23 protein-coding genes are annotated in these 23,042 nt (G+C 34.1%); 5 read left to right on the top strand and 18 right to left on the bottom strand.

Annotation, left to right across the window (positions count from 1 at the left end; genetic code table 11):
• Positions 1–249 precede the first annotated feature (249 nt).
• Entirely contained in the window at positions 250–1,176 is a 927-nt protein-coding gene (locus tag AAC069_RS14325) for a magnesium transporter CorA family protein (protein ID WP_339921145.1), read from the top strand.
• 41 nt (positions 1,177–1,217) lie between these two features.
• Here the strand turns inward: AAC069_RS14325 and rluF are convergent, their stop codons facing one another.
• The 5 genes from rluF to AAC069_RS14300 form a co-directional block, all read right to left on the bottom strand.
• Positions 1,218–2,030: a 23S rRNA pseudouridine(2604) synthase RluF gene (gene rluF / locus AAC069_RS14320; RefSeq protein WP_339921144.1), complete on the bottom strand. Its 813-nt coding sequence runs from the start codon at positions 2,028–2,030 to the stop codon at positions 1,218–1,220.
• A 146-nt stretch (positions 2,031–2,176) separates the two neighbouring features.
• Complete coding sequence (locus AAC069_RS14315) at positions 2,177–2,689, bottom strand: alpha/beta hydrolase (RefSeq protein WP_339921143.1); 513 nt, start codon at positions 2,687–2,689, stop codon at positions 2,177–2,179.
• Entirely contained in the window at positions 2,622–3,017 is a 396-nt protein-coding gene (locus AAC069_RS14310) for a hypothetical protein (protein WP_339921142.1), read from the bottom strand. Before AAC069_RS14310 ends, AAC069_RS14315 begins: the two co-directional genes overlap by 68 nt.
• 40 nt (positions 3,018–3,057) lie before the next feature.
• Positions 3,058–3,837, bottom strand: a complete 780-nt coding sequence (locus AAC069_RS14305) for a hypothetical protein (protein ID WP_339921141.1) — start codon at positions 3,835–3,837, stop codon at positions 3,058–3,060.
• Positions 3,838–3,840: 3 nt separating this feature from the next.
• On the bottom strand, positions 3,841–4,935 hold the full coding sequence (locus tag AAC069_RS14300; protein WP_339921140.1) for a Nif3-like dinuclear metal center hexameric protein: 1,095 nt from the start codon (positions 4,933–4,935) through the stop codon (positions 3,841–3,843).
• Between the two features lie 112 nt (positions 4,936–5,047).
• Between AAC069_RS14300 and lpxK the strand changes: the two genes are divergently transcribed.
• Positions 5,048–6,085 carry a tetraacyldisaccharide 4'-kinase gene (gene lpxK / locus AAC069_RS14295; protein WP_339921139.1) on the top strand — a complete coding sequence of 346 codons (1,038 nt, stop codon included), beginning with the start codon at positions 5,048–5,050 and terminating at the stop codon, positions 6,083–6,085.
• A complete protein-coding gene (locus tag AAC069_RS14290; protein ID WP_339921138.1) occupies positions 6,045–6,857 on the top strand; it encodes a purine-nucleoside phosphorylase in 813 nt (270 codons plus the stop codon). The genes lpxK and AAC069_RS14290 overlap by 41 nt, the downstream gene beginning before the upstream one ends.
• A 25-nt stretch (positions 6,858–6,882) precedes the next feature.
• On the opposite strand, the gene AAC069_RS14285 is transcribed toward AAC069_RS14290, so the two are convergent.
• The 13 genes from AAC069_RS14285 to recF form a co-directional block, all read right to left on the bottom strand.
• Positions 6,883–9,051: a response regulator gene (locus AAC069_RS14285; RefSeq protein WP_339921137.1), complete on the bottom strand. Its 2,169-nt coding sequence runs from the start codon at positions 9,049–9,051 to the stop codon at positions 6,883–6,885.
• Between the two features lie 26 nt (positions 9,052–9,077).
• Complete coding sequence (gene gap, locus AAC069_RS14280; protein WP_339921136.1) at positions 9,078–10,079, bottom strand: type I glyceraldehyde-3-phosphate dehydrogenase; 1,002 nt, start codon at positions 10,077–10,079, stop codon at positions 9,078–9,080.
• 30 nt (positions 10,080–10,109) lie between these two features.
• Positions 10,110–10,979: a lipoyl synthase gene (gene lipA, locus AAC069_RS14275; RefSeq protein ID WP_339921135.1), complete on the bottom strand. Its 870-nt coding sequence runs from the start codon at positions 10,977–10,979 to the stop codon at positions 10,110–10,112.
• Between the two features lie 336 nt (positions 10,980–11,315).
• Positions 11,316–12,143, bottom strand: a complete 828-nt coding sequence (locus AAC069_RS14270) for an energy transducer TonB (RefSeq protein ID WP_339921134.1) — start codon at positions 12,141–12,143, stop codon at positions 11,316–11,318.
• A gap of 186 nt (positions 12,144–12,329) precedes the next feature.
• Positions 12,330–12,881: a sigma-70 family RNA polymerase sigma factor gene (locus AAC069_RS14265; protein ID WP_339921133.1), complete on the bottom strand. Its 552-nt coding sequence runs from the start codon at positions 12,879–12,881 to the stop codon at positions 12,330–12,332.
• Positions 12,872–13,978 (bottom strand): glycosyltransferase, encoded by a 1,107-nt coding sequence (locus tag AAC069_RS14260; RefSeq protein ID WP_339921132.1) that lies wholly within the window; start codon positions 13,976–13,978, stop codon positions 12,872–12,874. The genes AAC069_RS14265 and AAC069_RS14260 overlap by 10 nt, the downstream gene beginning before the upstream one ends.
• 99 nt (positions 13,979–14,077) lie before the next feature.
• Positions 14,078–14,692 carry an FMN-binding negative transcriptional regulator gene (locus AAC069_RS14255; RefSeq protein WP_339921131.1) on the bottom strand — a complete coding sequence of 205 codons (615 nt, stop codon included), beginning with the start codon at positions 14,690–14,692 and terminating at the stop codon, positions 14,078–14,080.
• A 70-nt stretch (positions 14,693–14,762) separates the two neighbouring features.
• The gene (gene murB / locus AAC069_RS14250; RefSeq protein ID WP_339921130.1) at positions 14,763–15,776 is read right to left on the bottom strand and encodes a UDP-N-acetylmuramate dehydrogenase; all 1,014 of its coding nucleotides are present in this window, start codon (positions 15,774–15,776) and stop codon (positions 14,763–14,765) included.
• Between the two features lie 47 nt (positions 15,777–15,823).
• Entirely contained in the window at positions 15,824–17,671 is a 1,848-nt protein-coding gene (gene asnB, locus AAC069_RS14245; protein WP_339921128.1) for an asparagine synthase (glutamine-hydrolyzing), read from the bottom strand.
• A 2-nt stretch (positions 17,672–17,673) separates the two neighbouring features.
• On the bottom strand, positions 17,674–18,741 hold the full coding sequence (locus AAC069_RS14240) for a glycosyltransferase (RefSeq protein ID WP_339921127.1): 1,068 nt from the start codon (positions 18,739–18,741) through the stop codon (positions 17,674–17,676).
• A gap of 9 nt (positions 18,742–18,750) precedes the next feature.
• Positions 18,751–19,428, bottom strand: coding sequence for a DUF2461 domain-containing protein (locus tag AAC069_RS14235; protein ID WP_339921126.1), 678 nt, complete (start codon positions 19,426–19,428; stop codon positions 18,751–18,753).
• A gap of 274 nt (positions 19,429–19,702) precedes the next feature.
• Positions 19,703–20,098: a rhodanese-like domain-containing protein gene (locus AAC069_RS14230; RefSeq protein WP_339921125.1), complete on the bottom strand. Its 396-nt coding sequence runs from the start codon at positions 20,096–20,098 to the stop codon at positions 19,703–19,705.
• Positions 20,099–20,180: 82 nt separating this feature from the next.
• Positions 20,181–21,260, bottom strand: coding sequence for a DNA replication and repair protein RecF (recF, locus tag AAC069_RS14225; protein WP_091092076.1), 1,080 nt, complete (start codon positions 21,258–21,260; stop codon positions 20,181–20,183).
• Positions 21,261–21,505: 245 nt separating this feature from the next.
• Here recF and AAC069_RS14220 point away from each other — a divergent pair, with 245 nt between their 5' ends.
• A complete protein-coding gene (locus tag AAC069_RS14220; RefSeq protein ID WP_339921124.1) occupies positions 21,506–22,279 on the top strand; it encodes a tetratricopeptide repeat protein in 774 nt (257 codons plus the stop codon).
• Positions 22,280–22,383: 104 nt separating this feature from the next.
• Positions 22,384–22,959, top strand: a complete 576-nt coding sequence (gene ribH, locus AAC069_RS14215) for a 6,7-dimethyl-8-ribityllumazine synthase (protein WP_339921123.1) — start codon at positions 22,384–22,386, stop codon at positions 22,957–22,959.
• The last annotated feature ends 83 nt before the right edge of the window (positions 22,960–23,042 follow it).

Raw genomic sequence — 23,042 nt, 5'->3', positions numbered from 1 at the left:
AGAAGAAAGATACAGTAAGGTTACTGGTAGTCAAGTAAGAAGAATGTTATTAAGGCGAGATTTTGTTTTATTGGCAACTTAAATTTTTCTTAAAAAATTTGCAAATAGGTAAGGAGTATGAAATAAAGAATACTTTTACAGCACTAAAAAATAGTACTTTATAATGGACGATTATTATTCGGAAATGTTGAACTAATTGTAGCGCTTGTTTAATTTCAAGAGGCTATGCTAAACCTATAGAATTTTGAAATGAGAGCTTTTTACAAAAACAATAACGGATTAATTGCAGTGGAAGAATGGTTTCCTAACTGTTGGATAAACATAGAATGTCCAACGGAAGCCGAAAAGAAATACTTACTCGAAGAGCTTCAAATTCCAGAAGCCTTTTACAACGACATTGAAGACATTGATGAACGACCTCGTATTGAGGTGGAAAACGGATGGACACTAATCATCATGCGTATTCCTGTGAAGAGTAATGATGTGAAACTTCCATTTCATACGATTCCTGTTGGGATTGTCTTTAAAGAGGAGGTTTGTGTTACTGTAAGTTTTCATCAGACAGAAATGCTTACTGATTTCGTAACCTACACTCAAAGAAAGAATATCGATATCAAAGACAACTTCGATTTGGTCTTACGACTACTGTTGTCTACCAGTATATGGTATTTGAAGTATTTGAAACAAGTCAATCAAAAAATTAAACTAGCTGAAGACAATTTGGAGAAATCCATAAAAAATGAAGAGCTACAGGCTTTGTTGCAAATAGAAAAATGTTTGGTGTTCTTCATGACCTCTTTAAAAGGGAATGATATTTTGTTGCATCGAATTAAAAACATCAAATCGCAACGAGTTAATTATGATTTAGAATTACTAGAAGATGTAGAAATCGAATTGCGCCAAGCTCAGGAAACGACCAATATTTATAGTGATATCTTGACCGGAACAATGGACGCGTATGCCTCAGTTATTTCTAACAACATGAATAATATCATGAAACAAATGACATCAATCTCTATTATATTGATGATTCCTACGGTAATTGCCAGCTTCTACGGGATGAATGTTCCTAATGGGTTACAGGATAATCCAATGGGTTTGTGGGTATTGGTGTTAGTCTCCATTATTCTCTCCACTTTTGGGGTATTCTTGTTTAAGAGAAAAAGATGGTTTTAAAAATAAAAAAACGGTGTAAATAATTTTACACCGTTTATGTTTTAATAGTCTCCTCTTTTCTTGAATCTTGGATCATCTCTTTTGATGAATTCCGTTCTCCTTTTAGGAGTTTCTGTTTTTGGCAAACTCGCTTCTTCTGTTTTGCTGGAAGGTTCGATAAGTTCGTTCAGTTCTTTTATTTCGGTATCAGTTAAATCGCGGTATCGTCCCATGGGGATATCAAGTGAAATATTGATGATTCTGATTCGTTTTAAACCTATAACTTCATATCCTAAATATTCACACATTCTACGAATTTGACGATTTAAACCTTGGGTAAGAATGATTTTAAAGATATCATTACTGATTTGCTCTACTTTACAATTTCTGGTCACTGTATCCAAAATAGGAATTCCATTTCCCATTCTTTCAATAAAACGATCTGTAATGGGTTTGTTGACAGTTACCGTATATTCTTTTTCGTGATTATTTCTAGCACGTAATATTTTATTGACGATGTCACCGTCATTAGTCATGAATATTAATCCTTCACTGGCTTTGTCTAATCGTCCAATTGGGAAAATACGTTTCGGGTAATTAATATAATCGATAATATTATTGCGAACATCTAAGTTAGTAGTGCATTCAATTCCCACAGGTTTATAGAAAGCTAAGTAGACTGGCTTCTCATGTTTTTCACGGATTAGTTTACCGTCAATACGCACTTCATCATCCGGCGAAACTTTTGTGCCTAATTCCGGAACAACTCCGTTTAGGGTTACACGTCCTTCATCGATTAGTTTGTCCGCTTCTCGACGGGAGCAATACCCAGTTTCTCCTATGAATTTATTAAGGCGTTTTAGATTATCTTCCATTCTGCAAAAGTAATCAATTTGGTAAATAGATAAGGGTATAACTTCAAAATTCCTTGTACGTAGTTAATTATTGAACCTTTTTTAATTTTATATGTTCAATATCGAAGGCTGAATATTGGAATTGCAAAAACAGGTCATTTCTATAATTACTCGAATAAAAACTGAGAGATTTTTGTATATAATTCGTCACTGTGCATGCTGTGACCTAGGCCGCTAGTTTCAATGAAAACTGAATCTTTCCAGGTACTTGCTATTTTCTTTCCTTCTTCAAATAAAACGATGGTGTCATCTTTATCATGAGCGATAAATCCTTTTGTTTGTATGTCGGCCGCAAATACTTTTCCTGAAAAATTTTCTAACTTGAGTTGGAAGTGCTTCAGATAGTGTGCTTCTAAACCTCCTAAAATTATTGAATTTAAACTAAGCATCTCAATATAGTTATTGAGTATGATTTTGAAATCGCTCGGCGAGCCTAATATTACTGTTTTTTCAATACTATTATTAGGGTAGTTCGATTGGTAGTACAAACAGGTTTTAGCACCTAAAGAATGTCCGATGAGGTATTGTGGTTTGAATTTTTGAACTAGAATGTCAATGAATGCGGCATACTGTGGAATGTTGAATTCCTTCCCACCCGAAAGACCGTGCAGGCGCATCAATAGCGATGATGGTACTTCCTGACTTTCTTAAGTACGGTAAAATATTTTCCCAACGTGAGGCATTACTTTCCCAGCCATGAGCTAAAAGAATAATAGTTTCGTTTCCTTTCCAAGTGTAGGTTTGAAAATGAGATTCGTTATGCTGGTAGGTTTCTTTCTCGGATTCTTGTAGTATTGTAGGAAGATTGTCTTTAGATAGTTTTCCGTCTCGGGGTTCACTAAATAAAGTATACGCAAGTTGCGTCGCTTTTTCAGGGAATAACAAACTTAGGAAATTAATGTATAATCCGACAGATTTGGTAAAGAGGAAGTAGATTGTTTTTTTCATAAAAAAAAAAGTCCCGATGTGAATCGGGACTTAAATAGATTTAAAATTTAGAAAATAATTTTTCCATTTTTTCTTTTTCTTCATCAGCCAAAACGCTGTCAACTAATATTCTTCCTGAATGTTCGTCGATTATGATTTTCTTTCTAGAAGCAATCTCAACCTGTGTTTGAGGTGGAATTGTAAAGAAAGATCCTGCAGATGCACCTCTTTCGATAGAAACAACCGCTAAACCATTACGAACGCTTGTTCTGATTCTAGTATAAGCAGCCATTAATCTAGGTTCGATTTGGCTTTGGTATTCAGTAGATTTTTCTGTTAAAAATTCTTCTTCCTTAGCAGTTTCAGACATAATAGCGTCCAATTCTGATTTTTTATGTTTCAAGTGATTTGATTTTATTTCTAATCTTTCTTTAGATTGAGAAATAACATCTTTCTTGTGCTCGATAGAAGCTTTCATTTCTTTCATTTGCTTTTCAGCTAATTGAATTTCAAGCTCTTGAAACTCAACTTCTTTTGTCAAAGAGTTGAATTCTCTATTGTTACGAACAGTTTCTTGTTGTTTCGTGTATTTTTTGATAGCCTCTTTGTGCTCGTCAATTGCATTCTTTTTTCCTTTGATAAGGTCTTCGATAACTTCGAGTTCACTTTTCAATTTTTCAGAACGTGTGCTTAAACCTGCAACTTCATCTTCTAAATCTTCCACTTCTAGAGGAAGTTCACCTCTTACGTTTCTGATTTCGTCAATCCTAGAGTCAATAAGTTGTAAATCGTAAATTGCTCTTAACTTGTCCTCAACACTTAATTCTTTCGTATTCGCCATATTCTATAAGTACTTAACTGGATTTGTATTTTCTTCTGATAAAATGATTGCAAAATTAAGGATTTTTTTCCGAAGATAATCAACAATATAATTTTTTGTATAGCGTTCGCTTTCAAAATGTCCAATATCTGCCAAAAGAAGCTGATTTTCGGCCTCATAAAACTGATGGTACTTCAAATCAGCGGTTAAAAAAGCATCGGCTCCAGCCATAATTGCATTTTTTATGGCATAACTTCCAGATCCACCTAGCACCGCCACTTTTTTTATCGGTTTTCCTGTAAAAGTAGAATGGCGAATTCCTTCTGCCTTCATTTTTTCTTTCACAGCGGTTAAAAATTCTTTTTCATCCATTGGAGCTTCAAACTCACCGATCATTCCCAAACCTATATTTTGATGGCTATTTTGTAATTCATAAATTTCATACGCCACTTCCTCGTAAGCATGATTAGTAAATAGGGCTTTAAGGATTTTTGATTCTAAATGTTTTTCGAATGTAACTTCGATCTTGATTTCAGCGGTTTCCACAAATTCAAATCGCTCTCCTAATTGCGGATCGCTATTTTCGTTACCCATATAAGTGCCAATGCCTTTGGAGTTGAAACTACAATCTTCATAATTGCCTATGTTTCCTGCTCCGGCGTCAAATAGTCCGTTGCGAACTTTTTCAGCATTTTCAGGAATGGTATAGGTAACTAATTTTCGTATGAAGTTAAGTTTAGGGATCAAGACTTTGGTTTTTTTAAGCCCTAGTGCATCACAAAATATTTTATTAACTCCATTTTGATGATTGTCTAAAGCCGTGTGAACAGCATAAATAGCAATGTCATTTTTTATAGCTTTGATGATAGAACGTTCCACATAATTTTTGCCGGTTATTTTCTTTAATCCTGAGAACAAAATAGGGTGGAAGCAAACAACTAGATTGCATTTTTTTGTAATTGCTTCATCAATCACATTTTCCAGTGCATCATGACATACTAATACGCCTGTAGCTTCTGTATTTTGGTCTCCAACAAGCAATCCTACATTATCAAAATCTTCCGCATAAGCAAGCGGTGCCATTTCTTCGAGTACTGAAAGTATTTCTTTTATTTTCATGGTTTTTTGGTTTAAAGTCTAAGGTTTAAAGTTTGATGATTGCTTAACTTTAAACTTTAAACAAAAGAAACAAAATATTTATTTCAAAGATAATTTATTATACTTTCGTATAATGATTTTACTGCGAAAAATACTCTTTCCGTTTGCTGTTTTATATGGTTTCATAACTGGTATTCGGAATTTTCTGTTTGATCGCGGAATTCTTAAATCCTATTCTTTTGATCTACCGATAATAGCTGTAGGGAACCTAAGTGTAGGCGGTACCGGTAAAACCCCTCAAATTGAATATTTAATTCGGCTATTATCAGTGAGCTACAATGTCGCAACATTAAGTCGGGGATATAAGCGAAAGTCTGAAGGTTTTATTTTAGCAGATGCTACATCTAATGCTGAAGTGCTGGGTGATGAACCTTTTCAATTCTATAAAAAATTCAAGAACATTCAAGTGGCCGTTGATGCCAATCGGAAGAACGGGATCGAACAACTGCTTTCGCAAAAGCAAAAACCAGAAGTGATATTACTAGATGATGCTTACCAGCATAGGAAAGTAAAAGCGGGTTTATATATTTTGCTTACTTCGTATGGCGAATTATATTGTGATGATTTTATCCTTCCTACGGGGAATTTAAGAGAAAGTAAAAGCGGAGCAAAAAGAGCTACTATTATTATCGTGACAAAATGCCCTTCAAACCTATCATTAGCGGAGCAAAACAACATTAAAAAAAGATTGAAAATTGCCGAAAATCAGGAGTTGTACTTTACTAGTATTGAGTACGATGAATTTGTTTATTCTGAAAAGGGAGAACGAACAGTAAAAGATGTTTTAGTTACAGATAAATTACTTTTGGCCGGTATTGCAAAACCAACATCTTTTTTTGCATATTTGCAGGCTGCAAATGATGTAAGTATGGCTTTTCCAGACCATCATCATTTTAGTGAAAAAGATATTTTAGACATTAAAAATAAATCACTAAACAGGATCATTATTACTACTGAGAAGGATTATGTTCGATTGCTGGGACGATTGCCTGCCGATCAGCTTTTTTATCTACCGATAAAAAGTCAGTTTCTCAAAGGAGATGAACAGTTTAGAAAAACAATTATGAATTATGTGGGAACAAGTACAAGAGACGGTAAGTTATATCAATAAAATAAATAGTTTCAATCCTGAATATGGAATCATTTTAGGTTCGGGATTAGGAAGTTTCACGGAGGACATCAAAATAGAATTTACACTACCGTATAATGAAATTCCTAATTTTCCTGTATCTACAGTTCAGGGACATAAAGGGGCTTTGGTTTTTGGGACTATTGGTGATAAAAAGGTAGTAGCTATGCAAGGTCGCTTTCATTTCTATGAAGGCTATTCCATGAAGGAAGTTACTTTTCCAGTACGAGTGTTGAAATTTTTAGGAGTTAAAAAACTAATAGTTTCAAATGCATCAGGTGGAGTGAATCCTATTTATAAAATTGGAGAAATTATTATTATAAAGGATCATATTAATTTTACGCCAGAGCATCCGTTACGTGGTGCAAATGACGAACGTTTTGGTCCCCGATTTGTAAATATGAGCGAGCCTTATTCGAGAAAAATGATTGCAAAAGCAAAAGAGCTAGCTGTAGCATTAAATATAGAAGTTAAAGACGGGATTTATTTAGGTTTGCAAGGGCCTAGTTTTGAAACGTTGGCAGAGTATAAAATGGTTAAAATTTTAGGTGCTGATTGCGTAGGAATGTCTACTGTACCTGAAGTTATTGTGGCGCGTCACATGGATTTAGAGACTTTTGGGATATCTGTAATTACAGACATAGGAGATGAAGCTAATATTGATTCCATCTCTCATGATGAAGTATTAGAAGCAGCGCAAAATGCAGAGCCTAATGTAAGAAAGCTAATTAAAGAATTAATTTTAAAATACTAAACTAAGAAAGGTTATTTGCAATTAACTAAGAAAGGTTATTTGCAATTACAGTGTAGAAAACTTCAGGAGCAAATGGTTTAGTAACTACATCATTCATACCAAAGGATAGCAACATTTCTCTGTTTTCATCTAGAGAAATGGCTGTTATTGCAATAATTGGAGTGACAGAGTCAAATTCTCTTATCTGCTTTGTTGCAATGGTACCGTTGATTCCAGGTAAATGAACGTCCATTAAAACCATATCATAATTATTATTCCTGACAGTTTCAATTGCTTCTTCGCCGTTATCAATGATTTCGCAAACAATACCCTTGTTTTCAAGCATTTTTTTGGTAATCATTTGGTTGATTTTATTGTCTTCAACAATAAGTATTTTTTTATTTTTTAAAGTTTCATTGTCATAAGTTGGTGCTGGGGCCTCTTCTGGCAATTGATTTTTGTCTACTTTAAATTGCAAGTCAAAAAAGAAAGTAGAACCTTGTCCTAGGATACTTTGCAGCTTTATTTCTCCTCCTAGTATTTCAATTAGTTTTTTTACAATGGTTAGCCCAAGGCCTGTTCCTCCAAATTTGCGGTTGATTTCCACAGACCCTTGTGAAAAACTCTCAAATACAGTTTCTAGTTTGTCTTCAGATATTCCTATTCCAGTATCTGTAATTTCAAAGGATAGGATGACGTTGTCGGTTTCTAATTGGGTTACTTTGGTAGTAACTGTTACACTCCCGTCCTTTGTGAATTTGAGGGCGTTATTAATCAAATTCATGAATATTTGGGATAACTTAGTGGGGTCGCCAATTAAATTATCTGGAATATTTGGATCGATATTAAGGGTAAAAATATCATTATTGGTAATTGCTAATCCTTTTAAGGAGTTCTTAATGTCTTCTAAAAGCTCCTTTAGATTAAATTTGATGTATTCTATTTCAGTTTTGTTAGAATCGATTTTGTTGATTTCAAGAATTTCATTGATGAAGGTGGCTAAATAATTTCCGGAGAATTTTAACGAGGATAAATAATGCAATTGTGATTCCTTTGGATTTTCTTGCAGTAACAGATGGGTTATTCCATTTATTGCATTTAAAGGTGTTCTAAGCTCATGACTTACTGTTGATAAAAATTCAGACCTGGCTTTTGAGGCTTTTTCCGTCTTTTCTTTTTCAATCAGTAATTCATTGTTTTTTTCTTTAAGTAATAGGTTTGATTTATTTCTGATGATATTGTTTTTGTACAATGATAAGCTCAGCAGTGATAAAATGGTGATTAAGGCAATTGCCAGAATGTTAATGAGTTTAGAAAATTTATTGGTTTTTTCTTCTTCAGCATTTTTATGATTAATTCTTTCTGCTTTTTTTATTCGCTGCGTTTCTTTAAAGTTTTCGTAATCATCGATACCTAACTTTTCATTATTTGCAAGTTCTAAACTTTCTTTTAAGTTTAGGTGCTGTTTCAAATACAAGTAGGCATTGCTCTTATCTAGAGTTTTTTCATATACCTTACTTAGTGCTAATAAAATTCTTGATTTTTGATTTAAGTTGTTCTCCTTCGAGTTAAGGTCAAATGCTTTGTTAAGATAAGTTAGCGCTAGATTATTTCTATTATTAGAGGCTTCGATAAGTCCCATTTGATATAAAGCCTCTACTTTAGCGTCGAAGATAGCTGGATTGTCCGGTTTAGAAATTACAGAGTTAAAACAGAATGCTGCAGTATTAAGATTTCCGTTTGCTTTGTAGATAATCCCTTTTTGAAGATTAAGTAAATCTTCATCAGTATCGATACCTAATTCCTTATAAATAAATAATGCCTGATTAAGAGCAGTTTCAGCAGCTTTGTAATTGTTTATGCCAATGTACGAAAGGCTTAGGTAATAATAACTTTTAGCAGCCTCGTGTGATGGTGGTAAACTTTCGAATAAAGCGGTGCTTTCATTAAAAATATCTTTGGCATCACCGTATTTATTGAGGTTATAATAAAGTACTCCTAGATTATACGTTTGGATTGCTTGGGCTTCTGTTTGTCCATTGTTGTCGCAATAATTGATTGCTTTCTGAGTAAAAAGAAGCGCGTCTTTGTATTTGTTTTCTTTGATGCTAGAATTTGCCAGATTGGTATAATAGGCAGTGCTATCTGTACTCTCTTTTTTTTGAGAATAAAGAAATGAATTAATAAAAAACATAAAAACCAACAGGTATCTCATTTGTTATTTATTTTTCTAAGCAATTTTTATTTTGCAGTCAGTAGTATTAAGTCTATTATTCTTGATGAATATCCTATTTCATTGTCGTACCATCCTACTACCTTAACCATTTTGTCGATTACGGATGTGAGCTGTGCATCAAAGACACATGAGTTTTTATTTCCAATAATGTCTACGGAAACGATAGGGTCCTCTGTGTAATCTAAAATTCCTTTTAAATTATTTTGGGCAGCATATCTAAATGCTTCGTTAATTTCATTTATTGTAACGGCACGTTTTACATTGAATGTAATATCCGTTAATGATCCATCTGGAACGGGTACTCTAATTCCACAACCGCCTATTTTTCCGTCTAATGTAGGGAATATTTTTGTTAATGCTTTGGCTGCTCCAGTTGTTGTAGGTACAATAGATTGGCTAGCGCCACGAGCTCTGCGTAGATCTTTATGGGGTTGATCGTGCAGGCTTTGGTCTGTGGTGTACGAATGTATGGTAGTAATATATGCTTGTTCTATACCACATAGTTCGTCAATTACCTTCATCATGGGTGCCGCATTATTCGTCGTGCAGCTCGCATTAGAAATAATAGTTTCTGTACCGTCAAGGATATGATCGTTTACACCTATGACGACAGTTTTTATACTGTCGACTTCCGAAGGAGCAGATAGGATTACTTTCTTAGCTCCTGCGATTATATGCGCATTTAACTCTTCATGAGTTTTGTATTTTCCAGTAGATTCGATTACATAATCGATATCTAAACTTTTCCAGTCTAAATTTGAAATTTGTTTCTCATGAAAAAATAGAAAATGGTCTTCTTCCACAAGAATTCCTTTCTCATCTGCGCTAACCTTGTTAGGTAAAACACCGTGAATACTATCGTATTTTAATAAATGGGCCATTGTTTTTGTGTCGGCAATGTCATTTATGGCAACAACTTCAATAGTAGGATGGTTTAAAAGCAATCGAAATAGATTTCGACCAATTCTTCCAAAACCATTTATGGCAATTTTTGTTTTTTTATTCATTTAAAATTTAGCATTCAACAGTTAACATAATTATAGAATGTGCTTCTGTGCTTTATAGGAAGAACGAACTAATGGACCACTCTCTACATGACGGAATCCTAATTCCAATCCGTATTTTTCATAGATGGCAAATTGATCTGGTGTGATAAATTCTTTAACCGGTAAGTGTTTCTTACTTGGTTGCAAGTATTGACCTATTGTTACCACATCTACATTAGCGTCGCGAAGATCTCTCATCGTTTGAAAAACTTCTTCTTCTTGCTCACCAAGACCAAGCATAATTCCAGACTTTGTTCTCTTGATTCCTTTTTCTTTCAGGTATCTTAAAACCTCTAAGCTACGGTCATATTTCGCTTGAATACGCACTTCACGAGTTAGTCTGCGTACGGTTTCCACATTATGGGAAACTACTTCAGGATTCGCCTCTACAATACGGTCAATGTTTCTTTCGATGCCCTGGAAATCAGGAATCAAAGTCTCCAGAGTAGTGGTTGGATTCATTCTACGAATGGCTTTTACAGTTTCTATCCAAATAATAGAACCTCCATCTTTCAAATCATCTCTGTCTACGCTGGTAATTACAGCATGTTTGATGTTCATGATTTTTATTGAACGCGCTACTTTTTCAGGCTCATCCCAATCTACCGTTTCGGGTCTTCCAGTTTTTACACCACAAAAACCACAAGAACGGGTACAGGTATTTCCTAAAATCATAAAAGTAGCAGTCCCTTCACCCCAGCATTCACCCATGTTAGGGCAGCTTCCTGATGCGCAAATCGTATTCAAACTATATTTATCCACTAAGCCACGAAGCTCAGTGTATTTTTGTCCTATCGGGAGTTTTACCTTCAACCATTTTGGTTTTTGAACAGGTAAAGTATTTTCTAAAAGAGTTTCCATAAATCAATTTTCAGACTGCAAATATAAGGAATGTTGATTTAAAATAGGGTGTTTCGGGCATGAAGCTTGAAGTCCGTTTTTATATTACTTTTTTATACTGTTTTTTGGAGCTAATTCCAGCTTTTCATTGCAATCTTGCCTTTTGAAAACGGTTTTTCTAAATAAAAAAAAGAGCTTCTTACAGTCGCTTTATTTTTTAAAGAAAAATACCTTTTCAAAGGGCAAGGATTTTCATTGCTATCTGGGCTATAACTATAGGTATTTGTTCGTGTTTTGTTTCTAGGTATCGACATAATAAAAAAGCAGAACCTCTCGATTCTGCTTTTTTGTTTAATACTAATTCATTTGAACAATGATGGGTAGATTGTAGGAGGTTCGCACTGGTTTAGAACCTATCATTCCTGGATTCCATTTTGTTTTTAAAGACTTTAGCACCCGTATAGCTTCTTTCCCTAGTCCATAACCAGGATCGTTTTTTACTTGTACATCAGTCATACTTCCGTCTTTTTCAACCACAAAAGAAACATAAATACGAATACTTCTTTCAGCGTTAATTTCAGGGCTTTCAAAATTCTTCCCTATGTAGGTGTAGAATTTAGCAATTCCCCCAGGAAATTCAGGAAGCTTGTCTAGTAGCGCACTGGTCACAACAGTATTTCCGTAATCAGTGATTGCGGGAGTAGCATTTCCTGTTCCTTGTGATGCAACAGGATTGGTCCCGATAATTGCAAGCCCATCAGAACTATCATTTATTGGAGTTGTGTTTTCACTGTTTTTCGCAATATCTGGAGTCGCTAGTGCAGCTTTTACTATTGTTGGATTTGTGAGCTGTTGTTTTGCAATGAGGACCGTAGGTTTTTGTTGGATTGCCTTCGGGAGAATCGGTTGTTCAATTTTTTTTACTTGATTCGGAAAAATTTTAGTCACCTGAATAATTTGATCAATACTTTCTGGAGTTAGCGAAACTATATTTTTTTCAGGATTAAGAAGACTCATAATCTTTGGAATACTTGCTAGAGAAGCAAATAATAGTAAACCCATAAAAAGTGCAAATAAGGAAGTTTTGGCACTTTCTTGACGCAATTGATATGCCCCGTATTCTTTGTTTTTGTTTTCGAAAACTAGATTAATCCAGCTGGTTTCGTAAAGACTTAGTTTTGACATAATTCATGGATTTAATGGGTTAAGTATCAGTTAAATCATAAGCATGTACTATTTTAAGTACTAACGTAAATAACAAGAATTTTAGTATGTAAAATAAAGATTATTTTTGCAAGAAAAATAGGAAGTGTATAAAAGTATAGTGTAGGGGAGTTTTTCAGGCTGACAAGTTGCTGATGAGGAACTCAATTAGCGTTTATCTCGAATAATTTCTGCTAATAGTTTTTTAGCGCGAAGGAGTTTAATTTTTACGTTGCTTAACGGCTCGTCAATTTTATTGGCAATTTCCTGATAACTCATTTCTTGAAAATAACGCAATTGGATTACTTCCTGGTAATGGGGTTTCAATTCCTTTATGTAGCGGAGCAATTGCGAAAGGTTTTGCTCTGTGATTAGTTCGTCTTCTTTAGACGGTGTGGTGTCAGCAATGTTATATGCCTTCTGGTCTTCCTTATCTGTAATTTCGACAAAAAGACTCGATTTCTTTTTGCGTAATAAATCGATATGCACATTTTTAGCGATACTAATAAGCCAAGTGTTAAACTGGAATTCAGGATTGTAACTCGCAATTTTATCAAAAGCTTTCGAAAATGTTTCGATAGTAATATCTTCAGCGCTGGTCTCGTTTTCGGTACGTTTTAACATGAAGCCATATACTTCATTCCAGTAATAATTCAATAGAAAGGTGAAGGCCGCTTGATCTCCTTTTTTTGCTTTTTCGATTTGATTATTTATTTCCAATGTACCGGTTTTGAGAAAGTATTCAATATAAAGATATTGATTTGTGTGAATATAAGCACTAACTCAACGACAGGAAACCAATATTTTAAATCTTTCTCCTTTAATTTTCCAGCTGAAAAACCGATAACAATCCAAACAGCAATATATCTCACAGCAATTAAACTCAATACCAAAATCCAACGAAATTGAAACGATAGTAAGATAATAGGAAGTAAAATAAACAATAGCTGGGAACAATAGAAAAGACCTAATTGTAATTTGTCTAATTTATTATAATGGTTTGCTGTAGCAACATGTCTTCTTTTTTGGGTAATCCAATCTTTATATTTGGTTTTTGGTTTCGAATACGTGAAACTTTCTGGAGCATAAGCAATAGCCGTGTTTTTTGCTGTAGCAGCTTCATTTACAAATAAATCATCATCTCCAGATCGTATCTGAATATGATTTATAAAGCCGTTCACATTAAAAAACTCGTCTTTTTTGTAGGCTAAATTTCTACCTACGCCCATGTAAGGATGTCCTGCTTTTGCCCATGAAAAGTACTGTATTGCAGTAAGGAGAGTTTCAAAACGAATTAATTTGTTAAGAAATGAGTTGGCAATTTTTTCGTATCCTCCGTATCCTAATACAATCGTTTTTTGCATTGTAAACTGAGAGCTCATCGCTGTTATCCATTCTTTAGAAGTAGGATAGCAATCAGCATCCGTAAATAATAAATAATCATTTTTGGCAGCTTTTATTCCTAAGGTCAGGGCGTATTTTTTATTTCCCCAAAAAGCCTCGTTATTTTGAACTTTTACCAAACGGATATTTGGATATTGTTTTTCAAAGTCTTCAAATATATCCAAAGTTCCATCACTTGAAGCGTCATCGATCAAGACGATTTCAAAATCAGGGTAGTTCTGTTCAGCAAGTAGCGGAATAAAATTAACCACATTTTCCTCTTCGTTTTTGGCGCAGACAATAACAGATACGGAAAGTCTTTTCGGTGTTGTTTTTTGTGCTTTAGCGAAAGAAAATTTTCCGAAAATACCTAAATAATAGGAGAGTTGAATGGCAACGACAACAATAAAAAAGTAAAGAATTATTATAAGCATCTGAGTTTTATGAGTTATTAAACCCGAATTTTCGGGAAAGCGCAAAGGTATGAATAGAATTGTGAATTGTAAATGATAAATTATTGAATTTTTAAAAAATTATCGAGGACATTTTTTCATCTCATTTGCAAGTGCAACTGATTGATTATCTTCAGTTTTTTCTAATTCTGAAATGATATTCTCATAATTTTTATCATCACGATTTTGAGATAATTTTTTTGTCGCGTGAATTTCGGTAATTTCAATTTCAAAAGCGATAATTCCGTGAGTTTGCATCATGGTTTTTTTTGATAAATCTTCAACACGAACAGGGTTCTCAGATGATTTCTCATATTTATCTACTAATTTCTTTAAAGATGCTATAACAGCTTCTCCTTCGATAATTTTAATTGTCCCATAAACGTGTACCCCGATGTAATTCCAAGTGGGTACACGTTTATGATCGTACCATGAGGATGAAATATAGGAGTGCGGACCGGAAAAAACAGCTAGTATTTGATCATTCTCAGAGAAACCTTTCCATTGTGGATTTTCTTTTGAAAGATGTCCGTGCAAAATAGTTTTTCCTTCTTTGTCAGTGTCCAGTTCCAGCGGGATGTGAGTTGCCGTTAATTTACCTTCCGTTTGATTGATTAGTATACCAAAGCTATTTGCTTGTAAAAAAGCATTAATTTCTTCTTGGTTTTCATTTTTGTAAAGGTCTGGAATATACATGGTTTGATTTATGGTTTTAGATTAGTTATGGTAATCCCTGAAATTAAAATCATTACATAGAAATAAACATCTAAATTACATTCACTTCAGCTTCAATATGGATGCCAAATGTAGCAAAGATTGTTTCTTGAATATGCTTTGAGACATTTAGAATTTCTTGCCCTGTAGCTTTTCCATAGTTCACTAAAACCAAAGCTTGATTTTTATGGATTCCTGCGTCACCAAAGCGTTTTCCTTTAAATCCAGCCTGCTCTATCAGCCATCCTGCGGGCACTTTTACTTCGGTTTCTGAGACGTCATAATATTTCATTTCAGGAAATTCCTGATGTATTTTTTCGAAATCAGTTTTTAAAAGGATTGGATTTTTAAAAAAACTACCGCTGTTTCCTAATTCTTTTGGGTCTGGCAACTTACTTTTTCGAATCGCGATAACAGCATTGCTAACATCCTTTAAACTAGGATTTAAAATATTGTTTTTGGCTAATTCGTTGGTGATATCACCGTAGGATGTATTTATATTGTGGTTTCGTTTTGTTAATTTGAAAACCACTGAGGTAATTATATATTGATCTTTTACTTCGTTTTTAAAGATGCTTTCACGATAGCCAAAATGACACTCTTCTTTTACGAATGTTTTTGGTTCTTGATTTATGATGGTTAACGCTTCACAGGAAACAAACGTATCTTTGATTTCGGTTCCATATGCCCCGATATTTTGCACAGGAGTAGTTCCTACATTACCTGGGATAAGTGACATGTTTTCCAATCCGCCAAAATTCTGGTCGATAGTCCAAAGTACAAATTCGTGCCAGTTTTCACCTGCTTGGCTTTCGACCCAAACATAATCTTCATTTTCTCTAATAACTGTTTTTCCTTTCAAATCAATGTGAATTACTAAAGCTTCAATATCCTTAGTTAAGAGCATGTTGCTACCGCCGCCAAGGATGAATTTCTGCTGTGATTTGTTTTGGTCTAATATAGTTGTCAATTCTGCGACACTGTGCACGGCTACAAATTGTTTTGCTTTAGCTTCAATGCCAAAAGTATTATAGTTTTTTAGAGAAAAATTAGTTTGTATTTCCATGAAAGAAAGTGCTTTTTAGTAATGTATTCTGGGTTCAAAAGTAAGAATTAAAATTTATTTGCATAGCTTTTCATCCAGATATGCATCATAAATAAAGGCATAATGTATGGAACCATTCTAATGTCTCCTTTTTCTAATTTCTGAATAAGTTGCTTGATGTTTATATTTTCAAAATAGGGCATTTGAAAGAGGTCACTTTTTGAAAAAGACTCTAATTCATCTTTGAAAGCGGGACTTTTTGTTAAATAATCTCCCCATGGAGCACTTAGTCCAACTTTTTTAAATTTTAGAATTTCTTTGGGCAGTCGGTCTTCCATCGCAGTTTTTAGTATGAATTTCCCCTTTTTTCCTGTAAACATCCATTTGTCATCCAGAGAGCCTGAGCCAATTATTAGTCTCTGGTCTAAAAAAGGTTCGCGGCATTCTATTGAAGCTCCCATTGTGGCCCGGTCATTTCGGTATAAAAGGGAACGTAAATAGGTTTGTTGATCAAAATAGAGCGCTTGTCTTCTTAAATTATGCGGATACAAAGATTTAGCTTCTTTATATATTTTCTTTCTATATTCATTTTTGGGAGCAGAGTTAATTCCAAAGGTTTTTGAAATATCGCCCGGATAAATATTGCAACCATTATAGAATATTAAATCAGATTTTTTACTGATCTGCGAATATCTAATGAGCTTTTCATAACGTGGATTTTTTTCAAAAAGATCCAAATTTCCTATTGTTGCAATCGATTTTAGCAAGGCAGGGAATTGCAATGTTTTATATCGAACATAGCCACCCATCAATTCGTCTGCGCCTTCACCAGAAATCAATACTTTAACCAGTGGTTTTGCTATTTTCGAAATAGCCAATAGATGAGGCTCGCTTAAGTGCATTATCGGTTCATCTTGAAGATAGGTTGACTGTATCAGATTGTCATAAAGGTCCATGTCTTCTAATTGCATGGTATGAAAATCGTATCCAAATTTTTCAGCCATCATTTTTGCCAAATGGGACTCATTATGCTCTTCCTCTTTAAAACCAATATTGAAGGTTTGTATGTTTTTGTAGTTTTGATGGCTTAAAGAAGCAAGTACTGACGAGGAGTCGAGTCCGCCACTCAATAATACACCAACAGGTACGTCACTAACCATTCTTAATCTGACCGAATCGTCAAAAGTCTCCCTAAACCATTCTATTGGGTTTTTAATTTTTTGTTGGTTTTGAATTTCCTTTTTTAAATCCCACCATTTTTTAACAGTGATTTTTCCACCTTCATGAATGGTCATACTGTGTCCGGGTAGGACTTTATTAACATTTTGAAATAAAGTATTTTCTCCTGCTACAAATCTGTTGAAAATATACTCTTCTATTCCGTCCTGAGCAATTTTAAGGGGGACTCCCGCAGTAAATAATGCTTTTTGTTCAGATGCGAAATAAAATGTTTCGTTATAGAAAGAATAATATAATGGTTTTACGCCCATTCGATCACGAACTACAACAAGTTTTTTTTCTAATTTATCCCAAATGGCAAATGCAAACATTCCGTTTAGACGAGAAAGCATTTTTAAACCATAAAGCTCATATAGTTTTATTAAAACTTCCGTGTCAGAACTTGTTTTTATGTTAAATCCGCTACTTTTTAATTCTGGGTAAAAGTCCTTGAAGTTGTAAATTTCTCCATTGTACACCATTACATATCTTCCGTTATCTGAAAGAAAGGGTTGATGTCCGGCAGTTGAAACATCGAGAACTGAAAGTCTTCGATGGCCGAAACCAATATTGTTTTCAATAAATAAGCCAGCGTCGTCAGGACCGCGATGTTCTAATGAATCGCGCATCTTGGTCAGAATACGACTGTCCACTTTTTTTTGAGACTGCAAATGCAGGACTCCATTAATTCCGCACATAGCTAGTTAGTTTCAATACTGTTAATTAATTCGTGGTATTTGTTGGCAATTAATTTCATATTGATTTTGTAATCGGCAGCATCTTCGATAAATTTTCTGTTATTCAAAATAGATTCCTTTCTATATGCACTGTTCTCGAAAGCCCATAGTAGCTCTTCAGCAAGCATTTCAGAATCATCAACGGTGATTAATTGTCCATTATTGCGATGGGTAATCCAACTTTGGTTTCCGGCTATGTTAGAAACAATAGGATAGCAGTTACAGGCCATTGCTTCAAATAATGATGCAGATACGCCTTCAGTTGTCGGCATGCTGATATAGAAATTAGACTGTTTTAATAACATAGGTAATTCTGTATTTTGAATTCTTCCAGTGAAAAAAACCTTCTTTTCAATATTTAATTTTTTCGCTAAGTCTTTCAAGTTAGGAAGTTGTTTTCCATCACCAACGATAGTAAGAGTGAAGTCAACTCCTTTTTTGTTTAAAAGGCCAAATGATTTTAAAATGACATCATGACGGTATTCGGGCAATAGGGAACGCGTGACAATTGCACTGATTTTTTCTGGATTTGCGGTGTTTTTATTGTCAAATTTCGCCAAGTCAATTCCTTTCGGTAGGACTAGGACTTTATTCATGTCTACATTGGCTTCAGCCATAGAAAGGGTCATTACTGGTCCCCAAGCATGAATTAAGGTTGCTTTTTTGAAGGCGTAATTTTGAATTAATTTTTTGAATGGTAATAAAATAGAATTTTCTGGCCATAGGTCAGTTCTACCCTGTTGTGCAATTGCCACTAGTTTTACACCAGACAATGCAGCAAGAACACCGTAACTCGTGGTTCTTTCAGCAATTACCATGTCCGGTTGTTGCAATTTTATTATTTTCTTAATTTTAAGCAAAGCAAATTTGAACTCGATAATTCGTAGTATTCTGTTGAAGAAAGTATCACTGGGTGTTTTTAATTCCCAACTGATTATTTCAAAATCGCCAAATTCTTTTAGACCATTTGTCCAAGTTAAGGCATCAGCTCTATAAGATTCACCAAGAAAAAGTATTTTTCTTTTTTTCATCGAAATAAATTAAAATTCGTCAGTGGCCAGTGCCCGGTTGATAAATTCATTCAAAGGTTTTAAAAGGATTAGCTTTTTACTCGTCTTTGAAACGAAATCTTTCTGTAGAATTTCTGATATGTCAAATTTAACACTGGCTTCAAAACTTTTTAGTTTTAAAAGTTCAATTGCGGGATGTTCTTTGTCGTATCCTCTAGGCGGGTTTTTGAGTGTGCTTTTTTCATTACGATCAAAATCTCCGAATACTTTTTTAAAGTCTTTTTCGTTTAGAATTGCTTCTAAATCATCATAAAAATAAGCGATCTCTTTGCGAACTTTTTTCAAATCATCTGCTAACGGCGCATAGAATCCACCGGCGATAAAACTGGCTCCTTTTTCAATATGAAGATAATAGCCAGCACGGCTTTGTCCTTTTGTACCTGAAGACAGCCAAACACCTATATGTGACTTGTAAGGTGATTTGTCTTTGGAAAACCGAATGTCCCGATTAATTCTAAAAGTGCAGTTTTTTACTTCTAGCAGTTCTAAAGAGGGGTCTAAAGGTTTCATGATATCAAGAAAATCGGCAACCAATTGATGGTAGTCTTTTTTGAAAATCTCGTATCTTTTTTTATTGTCTAAAAACCAATCCCGGTTATTATTTGCTTGTAAATCTTCCAGGAATTGTAGTGAGTCTTTTGAAAGCATGTTTTTACTATTGTAATAGTGTTCTTAAATTTTCATTACTTAAAAAGCTAGAATATTTGTATTTTACTTTTTATACTATAAAAAGAAGGAAGTTCGTTTGTTTTTATTTTTGAAAATCAGGCCTTGTTATATCTGAATTCAGAGGAATGATAGCCATACTATACCTAATTCTATTTTCACCTTTGTAAGGTACGGAGTCGTTTTTTTGCAATTTGTACACTAATAAGAAGTCAATGCTTTTATATTAGTATTATTGGCTGATCAAATCTATGATTTAGTCTGTTGATGTATTAAGACCTTCGGCGCTCCATTTCATAAAGCCGCCTTCTAGTTCATAAATGTTTTTGAATCCTAGTTCCTTAAGCTTTTCACTTGCTTTTTTGCTTCTTCCGCCACTTTTACAATAAACAAAAACTGGTTTTGTCTTGTCAAATTTTTCTGCATCAGCAATAAAACGGTCACCTAACCAATTTACATTTTCAGCATTTTTGATGTGCCCTTCTGTAAATTCTTCAGGAGTACGTACATCGAGAATTTGCGGGTTTTGGGTTGTGTTCATTGTTTCAGCAAAATCTTTTGCTTCAATCGTTTTTATGTTTTTTGCGGCTTGACCGTTACATGATAGGATAACGAAGGAAATTAGTAAGAATAATATGGAACGAAATTTCATTAGAATTTGATTTAAAAATTGATTAGGCTAAAATAAGTAATTTATCAGGATAGGAGGGTTTTATATCATAAAATAAACACCGCTATAAGTTAAATATTTTATAGGATTGGTGTGTCGACTTTACAATTGCTTCGGTACGTTCTGGGTGTGTGTCTGAAATAAAAAGTTGTCCAAAAGTGTCGCTATTGACCATCTCTATTATTTTTGCTACACGACTTTCATCTAGCTTGTCGAATATGTCATCAAACAGTAAAATGGGTTTTACGCCACTTTGTTTTTTTAGAAATTCAAACTGCGCCAGCTTTAAAGCAATTAGGAAAGACTTTTGCTGTCCTTGGGAACCGAATTTTTTAATTGGGTGGCCATCGATTTCAAATGACAAGTCGTCTTTGTGTGTGCCCACACTTGTGTAATGTAACGCTCTGTCTTTATTGATGTTTTCTTGTAGAAGTGTTAGTAAATTATTTTCGAATAAATGACTTTCATAAACCAGTTGAACTGTTTCTTGCGATCCGGTGATGGCATGGTGATGAGTATTGAAAATAGGAATGAATTGCGCTATGAATTCTTTTCTTTTTTCGAAAATAGATTTTCCATAACCATCAAGTTGTTCATTATATATAGAAAGGGTATCGATTTCAAAAACGCGGTTTAAGGCAAAATATTTAAGTAAAGCATTCCGTTGATTTAATACTTTTTGGTATTGTATCAATTGCTGTAGGTATTGCGGGTCTAACTGTGAGATGACGCTATCCATGAATTTCCGTCTGGTTTCGCTGCCTTCAACAATCAAATCACGGTCGGCAGGTGAGATGATAACCAAGGGAATAAAGCCAATATGGTCTGAAAATTTATCATATGCTTTGCCGTTGCGTTTTAATACTTTTTTTTGACCTTTCTTCAAACTGCATACCACTTGCTCGTTTCTTTCATTTTTTATAAACTCCGCATCAATTACAAAAAACTCTTCGCCGTGTTTGATATTTTGGACTGCTAATGGGTTGAAATAACTTTTACCGTAGGATAAATGATAGATGGCATCTAATACATTTGTTTTTCCTATGCCGTTTTTACCTACAAAACAAATTATCTTTCCGTCAAATTCGAAGTTTGCTTCTGAAAAATTCTTATAATTGAATAATGAAATCTTTTTTAAATACATCTTTAGGGCTTACTGGTATTGAGGAGTTTGTTGTTTTTGAAGGGCTTTTTGAAAGTGGGTGCAAATTATTGAAAAATATTGATATAAAGCCGTTTTGAACTTTTTCTGTGCTAATTATTTTTAATTATAATTGAATGAGAGGTGCCTAAAGAAAAATATTTTTTTTATTTAAATATAAAATCCTAGTTTTTTTGTGTCGGTTTGAATAAAAATTTTATTTTTGCCGTTCACTAAATTAAAATTAAATGGCTACTTACAGTAAAAGAGGATATAAAGCACCAAAAGAAAGAGCAGTAGATGATTCTGTTGAGGATGTAATTATCGATGAAAAAGACAGTACGACTGCTGGTGTTTTTTCAACATTGGACGAAACTGCTGGAAAAACAGAAGCTTTTGTTGCTAAAAATCAAAATTGGATCATTGGTGTTGTAGGAGCTGTCGCTATGGTAACTATTGGTTATTTAGTGTATCAAAAATTTATTGCTGAGCCAAAACAACTTGAAGCTGCAGATGAAATGTTTGTTGCACAACAAAACTTTCAACAAGCTACAGATGGTATTGCGAGCGATTCATTATATAAATTATCTTTAAACGGTTCAGAAGGTAAATTTGGATTTATTAAAATTGCAGATGAGTATTCAGGTACTGATGCTGGAAATTTAGCTAATTATTATGCTGGAATGGCTTACTTGAACACAGGTAAATATGCTGAAGCAATTGATTACTTAGGTAAATTCAAATCAGATGATGTTATTTTAAGTAGCTTGGCAATTGGTGCAATTGGAGATGCTTATGCAGAAACTAACAAGTCAGAAGAGGCGTTGAAAAATTACGTTAAAGCTGCTGAAACAAATAAAAATGATTTTACTACGCCACGTTTCTTGCTAAAAGCTGGAAAAACAGCTTTGGCTTTAGGAAAGAAAGAGGATGCATTAAAATATTTCACTGATATTAAAGACAATTATGAAGCGTCTCCAGAGGCTTCTTCAGTTGATGTTTTAATCGGTTTAGCACAATAGTAAAAAAGGATTTAAGATTCTGGTTTAAGACTGCAGTTTTTTGATTTCAAAATTCTATCTTTAACTTATAAAATCTCAAAATTCAATTTTAAAAACTATATCAAATGGCGACCTTAAATAAAAACTTATCCGTTTATGATAAAAACAGTGTTCCAAAAGCGAAGAACTTTCGTTTTGGAGTCGTTGTTGCTGAATGGAACGAAGCTATAACTGAAGGATTATACAATGGAGCAGAACAGGCATTTTTAGAAAATAGTGTTCCGCAGGAACATATTATTCGTTGGAATGTTCCTGGAAGTTTCGAACTTGTTTATGGATGCAAAAAAATGTTGCAAACGCAAAACGTAGATGCTGTAATAGCTATAGGTTGTGTGATTCAAGGGCAAACTAAGCATTTTGATTTTGTTTGTGATGGAGTTACTCAAGGAATTAAAGATTTGAATATTCAAACGGATATTCCTGTTATTTTTTGTGTGCTTACTGATAATACAATGCAACAATCGATTGATCGAAGTGGTGGGATTCATGGTAATAAAGGTACAGAAGCTGCTATAGCTGCTATTAAAATGGCTTTTATTCGTCAACAGGCTTCGTTAACGCATCAAAAAGGGAATCAAAATTTATTGTCAACAGGTCCTTTGAGAATAGAGGAGGGGACCCCTTTAGAACTAAAGGAATAAAGCAATAATATATTATAATAAAGCCTATACTGTTTAGTTAATAGTATAGGTTTTTTTTGTTTTATTTATGACTGAGTAAACCC

The organism is uncultured Flavobacterium sp. (assembly GCF_963974175.1).
In the GTDB taxonomy this organism is placed as follows: domain Bacteria; phylum Bacteroidota; class Bacteroidia; order Flavobacteriales; family Flavobacteriaceae; genus Flavobacterium.
The sequence above is the reverse complement of the archived record's forward strand: the minus strand, read 5'-3'. Positions and strand labels throughout refer to the sequence as shown.

What these genes read in the sequence shown, in the direction of transcription:
- AAC069_RS14325 (WP_339921145.1), top strand. Translation starts at nt 250, where the DNA reads ATGAGAGCTTTTTACAAAAACAATAACGGATTAATTGCAGTGGAAGAA.
- rluF (WP_339921144.1), bottom strand. Translation starts at nt 2,030, where the DNA reads ATGGAAGATAATCTAAAACGCCTTAATAAATTCATAGGAGAAACTGGG.
- AAC069_RS14310 (WP_339921142.1), bottom strand. Translation starts at nt 3,017, where the DNA reads ATGAAAAAAACAATCTACTTCCTCTTTACCAAATCTGTCGGATTATAC.
- AAC069_RS14305 (WP_339921141.1), bottom strand. Translation starts at nt 3,837, where the DNA reads ATGGCGAATACGAAAGAATTAAGTGTTGAGGACAAGTTAAGAGCAATT.
- AAC069_RS14300 (WP_339921140.1), bottom strand. Translation starts at nt 4,935, where the DNA reads ATGAAAATAAAAGAAATACTTTCAGTACTCGAAGAAATGGCACCGCTT.
- lpxK (WP_339921139.1), top strand. Translation starts at nt 5,048, where the DNA reads ATGATTTTACTGCGAAAAATACTCTTTCCGTTTGCTGTTTTATATGGT.
- AAC069_RS14290 (WP_339921138.1), top strand. Translation starts at nt 6,045, where the DNA reads ATGTGGGAACAAGTACAAGAGACGGTAAGTTATATCAATAAAATAAAT.
- AAC069_RS14285 (WP_339921137.1), bottom strand. Translation starts at nt 9,051, where the DNA reads ATGAGATACCTGTTGGTTTTTATGTTTTTTATTAATTCATTTCTTTAT.
- gap (WP_339921136.1), bottom strand. Translation starts at nt 10,079, where the DNA reads ATGAATAAAAAAACAAAAATTGCCATAAATGGTTTTGGAAGAATTGGT.
- lipA (WP_339921135.1), bottom strand. Translation starts at nt 10,979, where the DNA reads ATGGAAACTCTTTTAGAAAATACTTTACCTGTTCAAAAACCAAAATGG.
- AAC069_RS14270 (WP_339921134.1), bottom strand. Translation starts at nt 12,143, where the DNA reads ATGTCAAAACTAAGTCTTTACGAAACCAGCTGGATTAATCTAGTTTTC.
- AAC069_RS14260 (WP_339921132.1), bottom strand. Translation starts at nt 13,978, where the DNA reads ATGCTTATAATAATTCTTTACTTTTTTATTGTTGTCGTTGCCATTCAA.
- AAC069_RS14255 (WP_339921131.1), bottom strand. Translation starts at nt 14,692, where the DNA reads ATGTATATTCCAGACCTTTACAAAAATGAAAACCAAGAAGAAATTAAT.
- murB (WP_339921130.1), bottom strand. Translation starts at nt 15,776, where the DNA reads ATGGAAATACAAACTAATTTTTCTCTAAAAAACTATAATACTTTTGGC.
- asnB (WP_339921128.1), bottom strand. Translation starts at nt 17,671, where the DNA reads ATGTGCGGAATTAATGGAGTCCTGCATTTGCAGTCTCAAAAAAAAGTG.
- AAC069_RS14240 (WP_339921127.1), bottom strand. Translation starts at nt 18,741, where the DNA reads ATGAAAAAAAGAAAAATACTTTTTCTTGGTGAATCTTATAGAGCTGAT.
- AAC069_RS14235 (WP_339921126.1), bottom strand. Translation starts at nt 19,428, where the DNA reads ATGCTTTCAAAAGACTCACTACAATTCCTGGAAGATTTACAAGCAAAT.
- AAC069_RS14230 (WP_339921125.1), bottom strand. Translation starts at nt 20,098, where the DNA reads ATGAAATTTCGTTCCATATTATTCTTACTAATTTCCTTCGTTATCCTA.
- recF (WP_091092076.1), bottom strand. Translation starts at nt 21,260, where the DNA reads ATGTATTTAAAAAAGATTTCATTATTCAATTATAAGAATTTTTCAGAA.
- AAC069_RS14220 (WP_339921124.1), top strand. Translation starts at nt 21,506, where the DNA reads ATGGCTACTTACAGTAAAAGAGGATATAAAGCACCAAAAGAAAGAGCA.
- ribH (WP_339921123.1), top strand. Translation starts at nt 22,384, where the DNA reads ATGGCGACCTTAAATAAAAACTTATCCGTTTATGATAAAAACAGTGTT.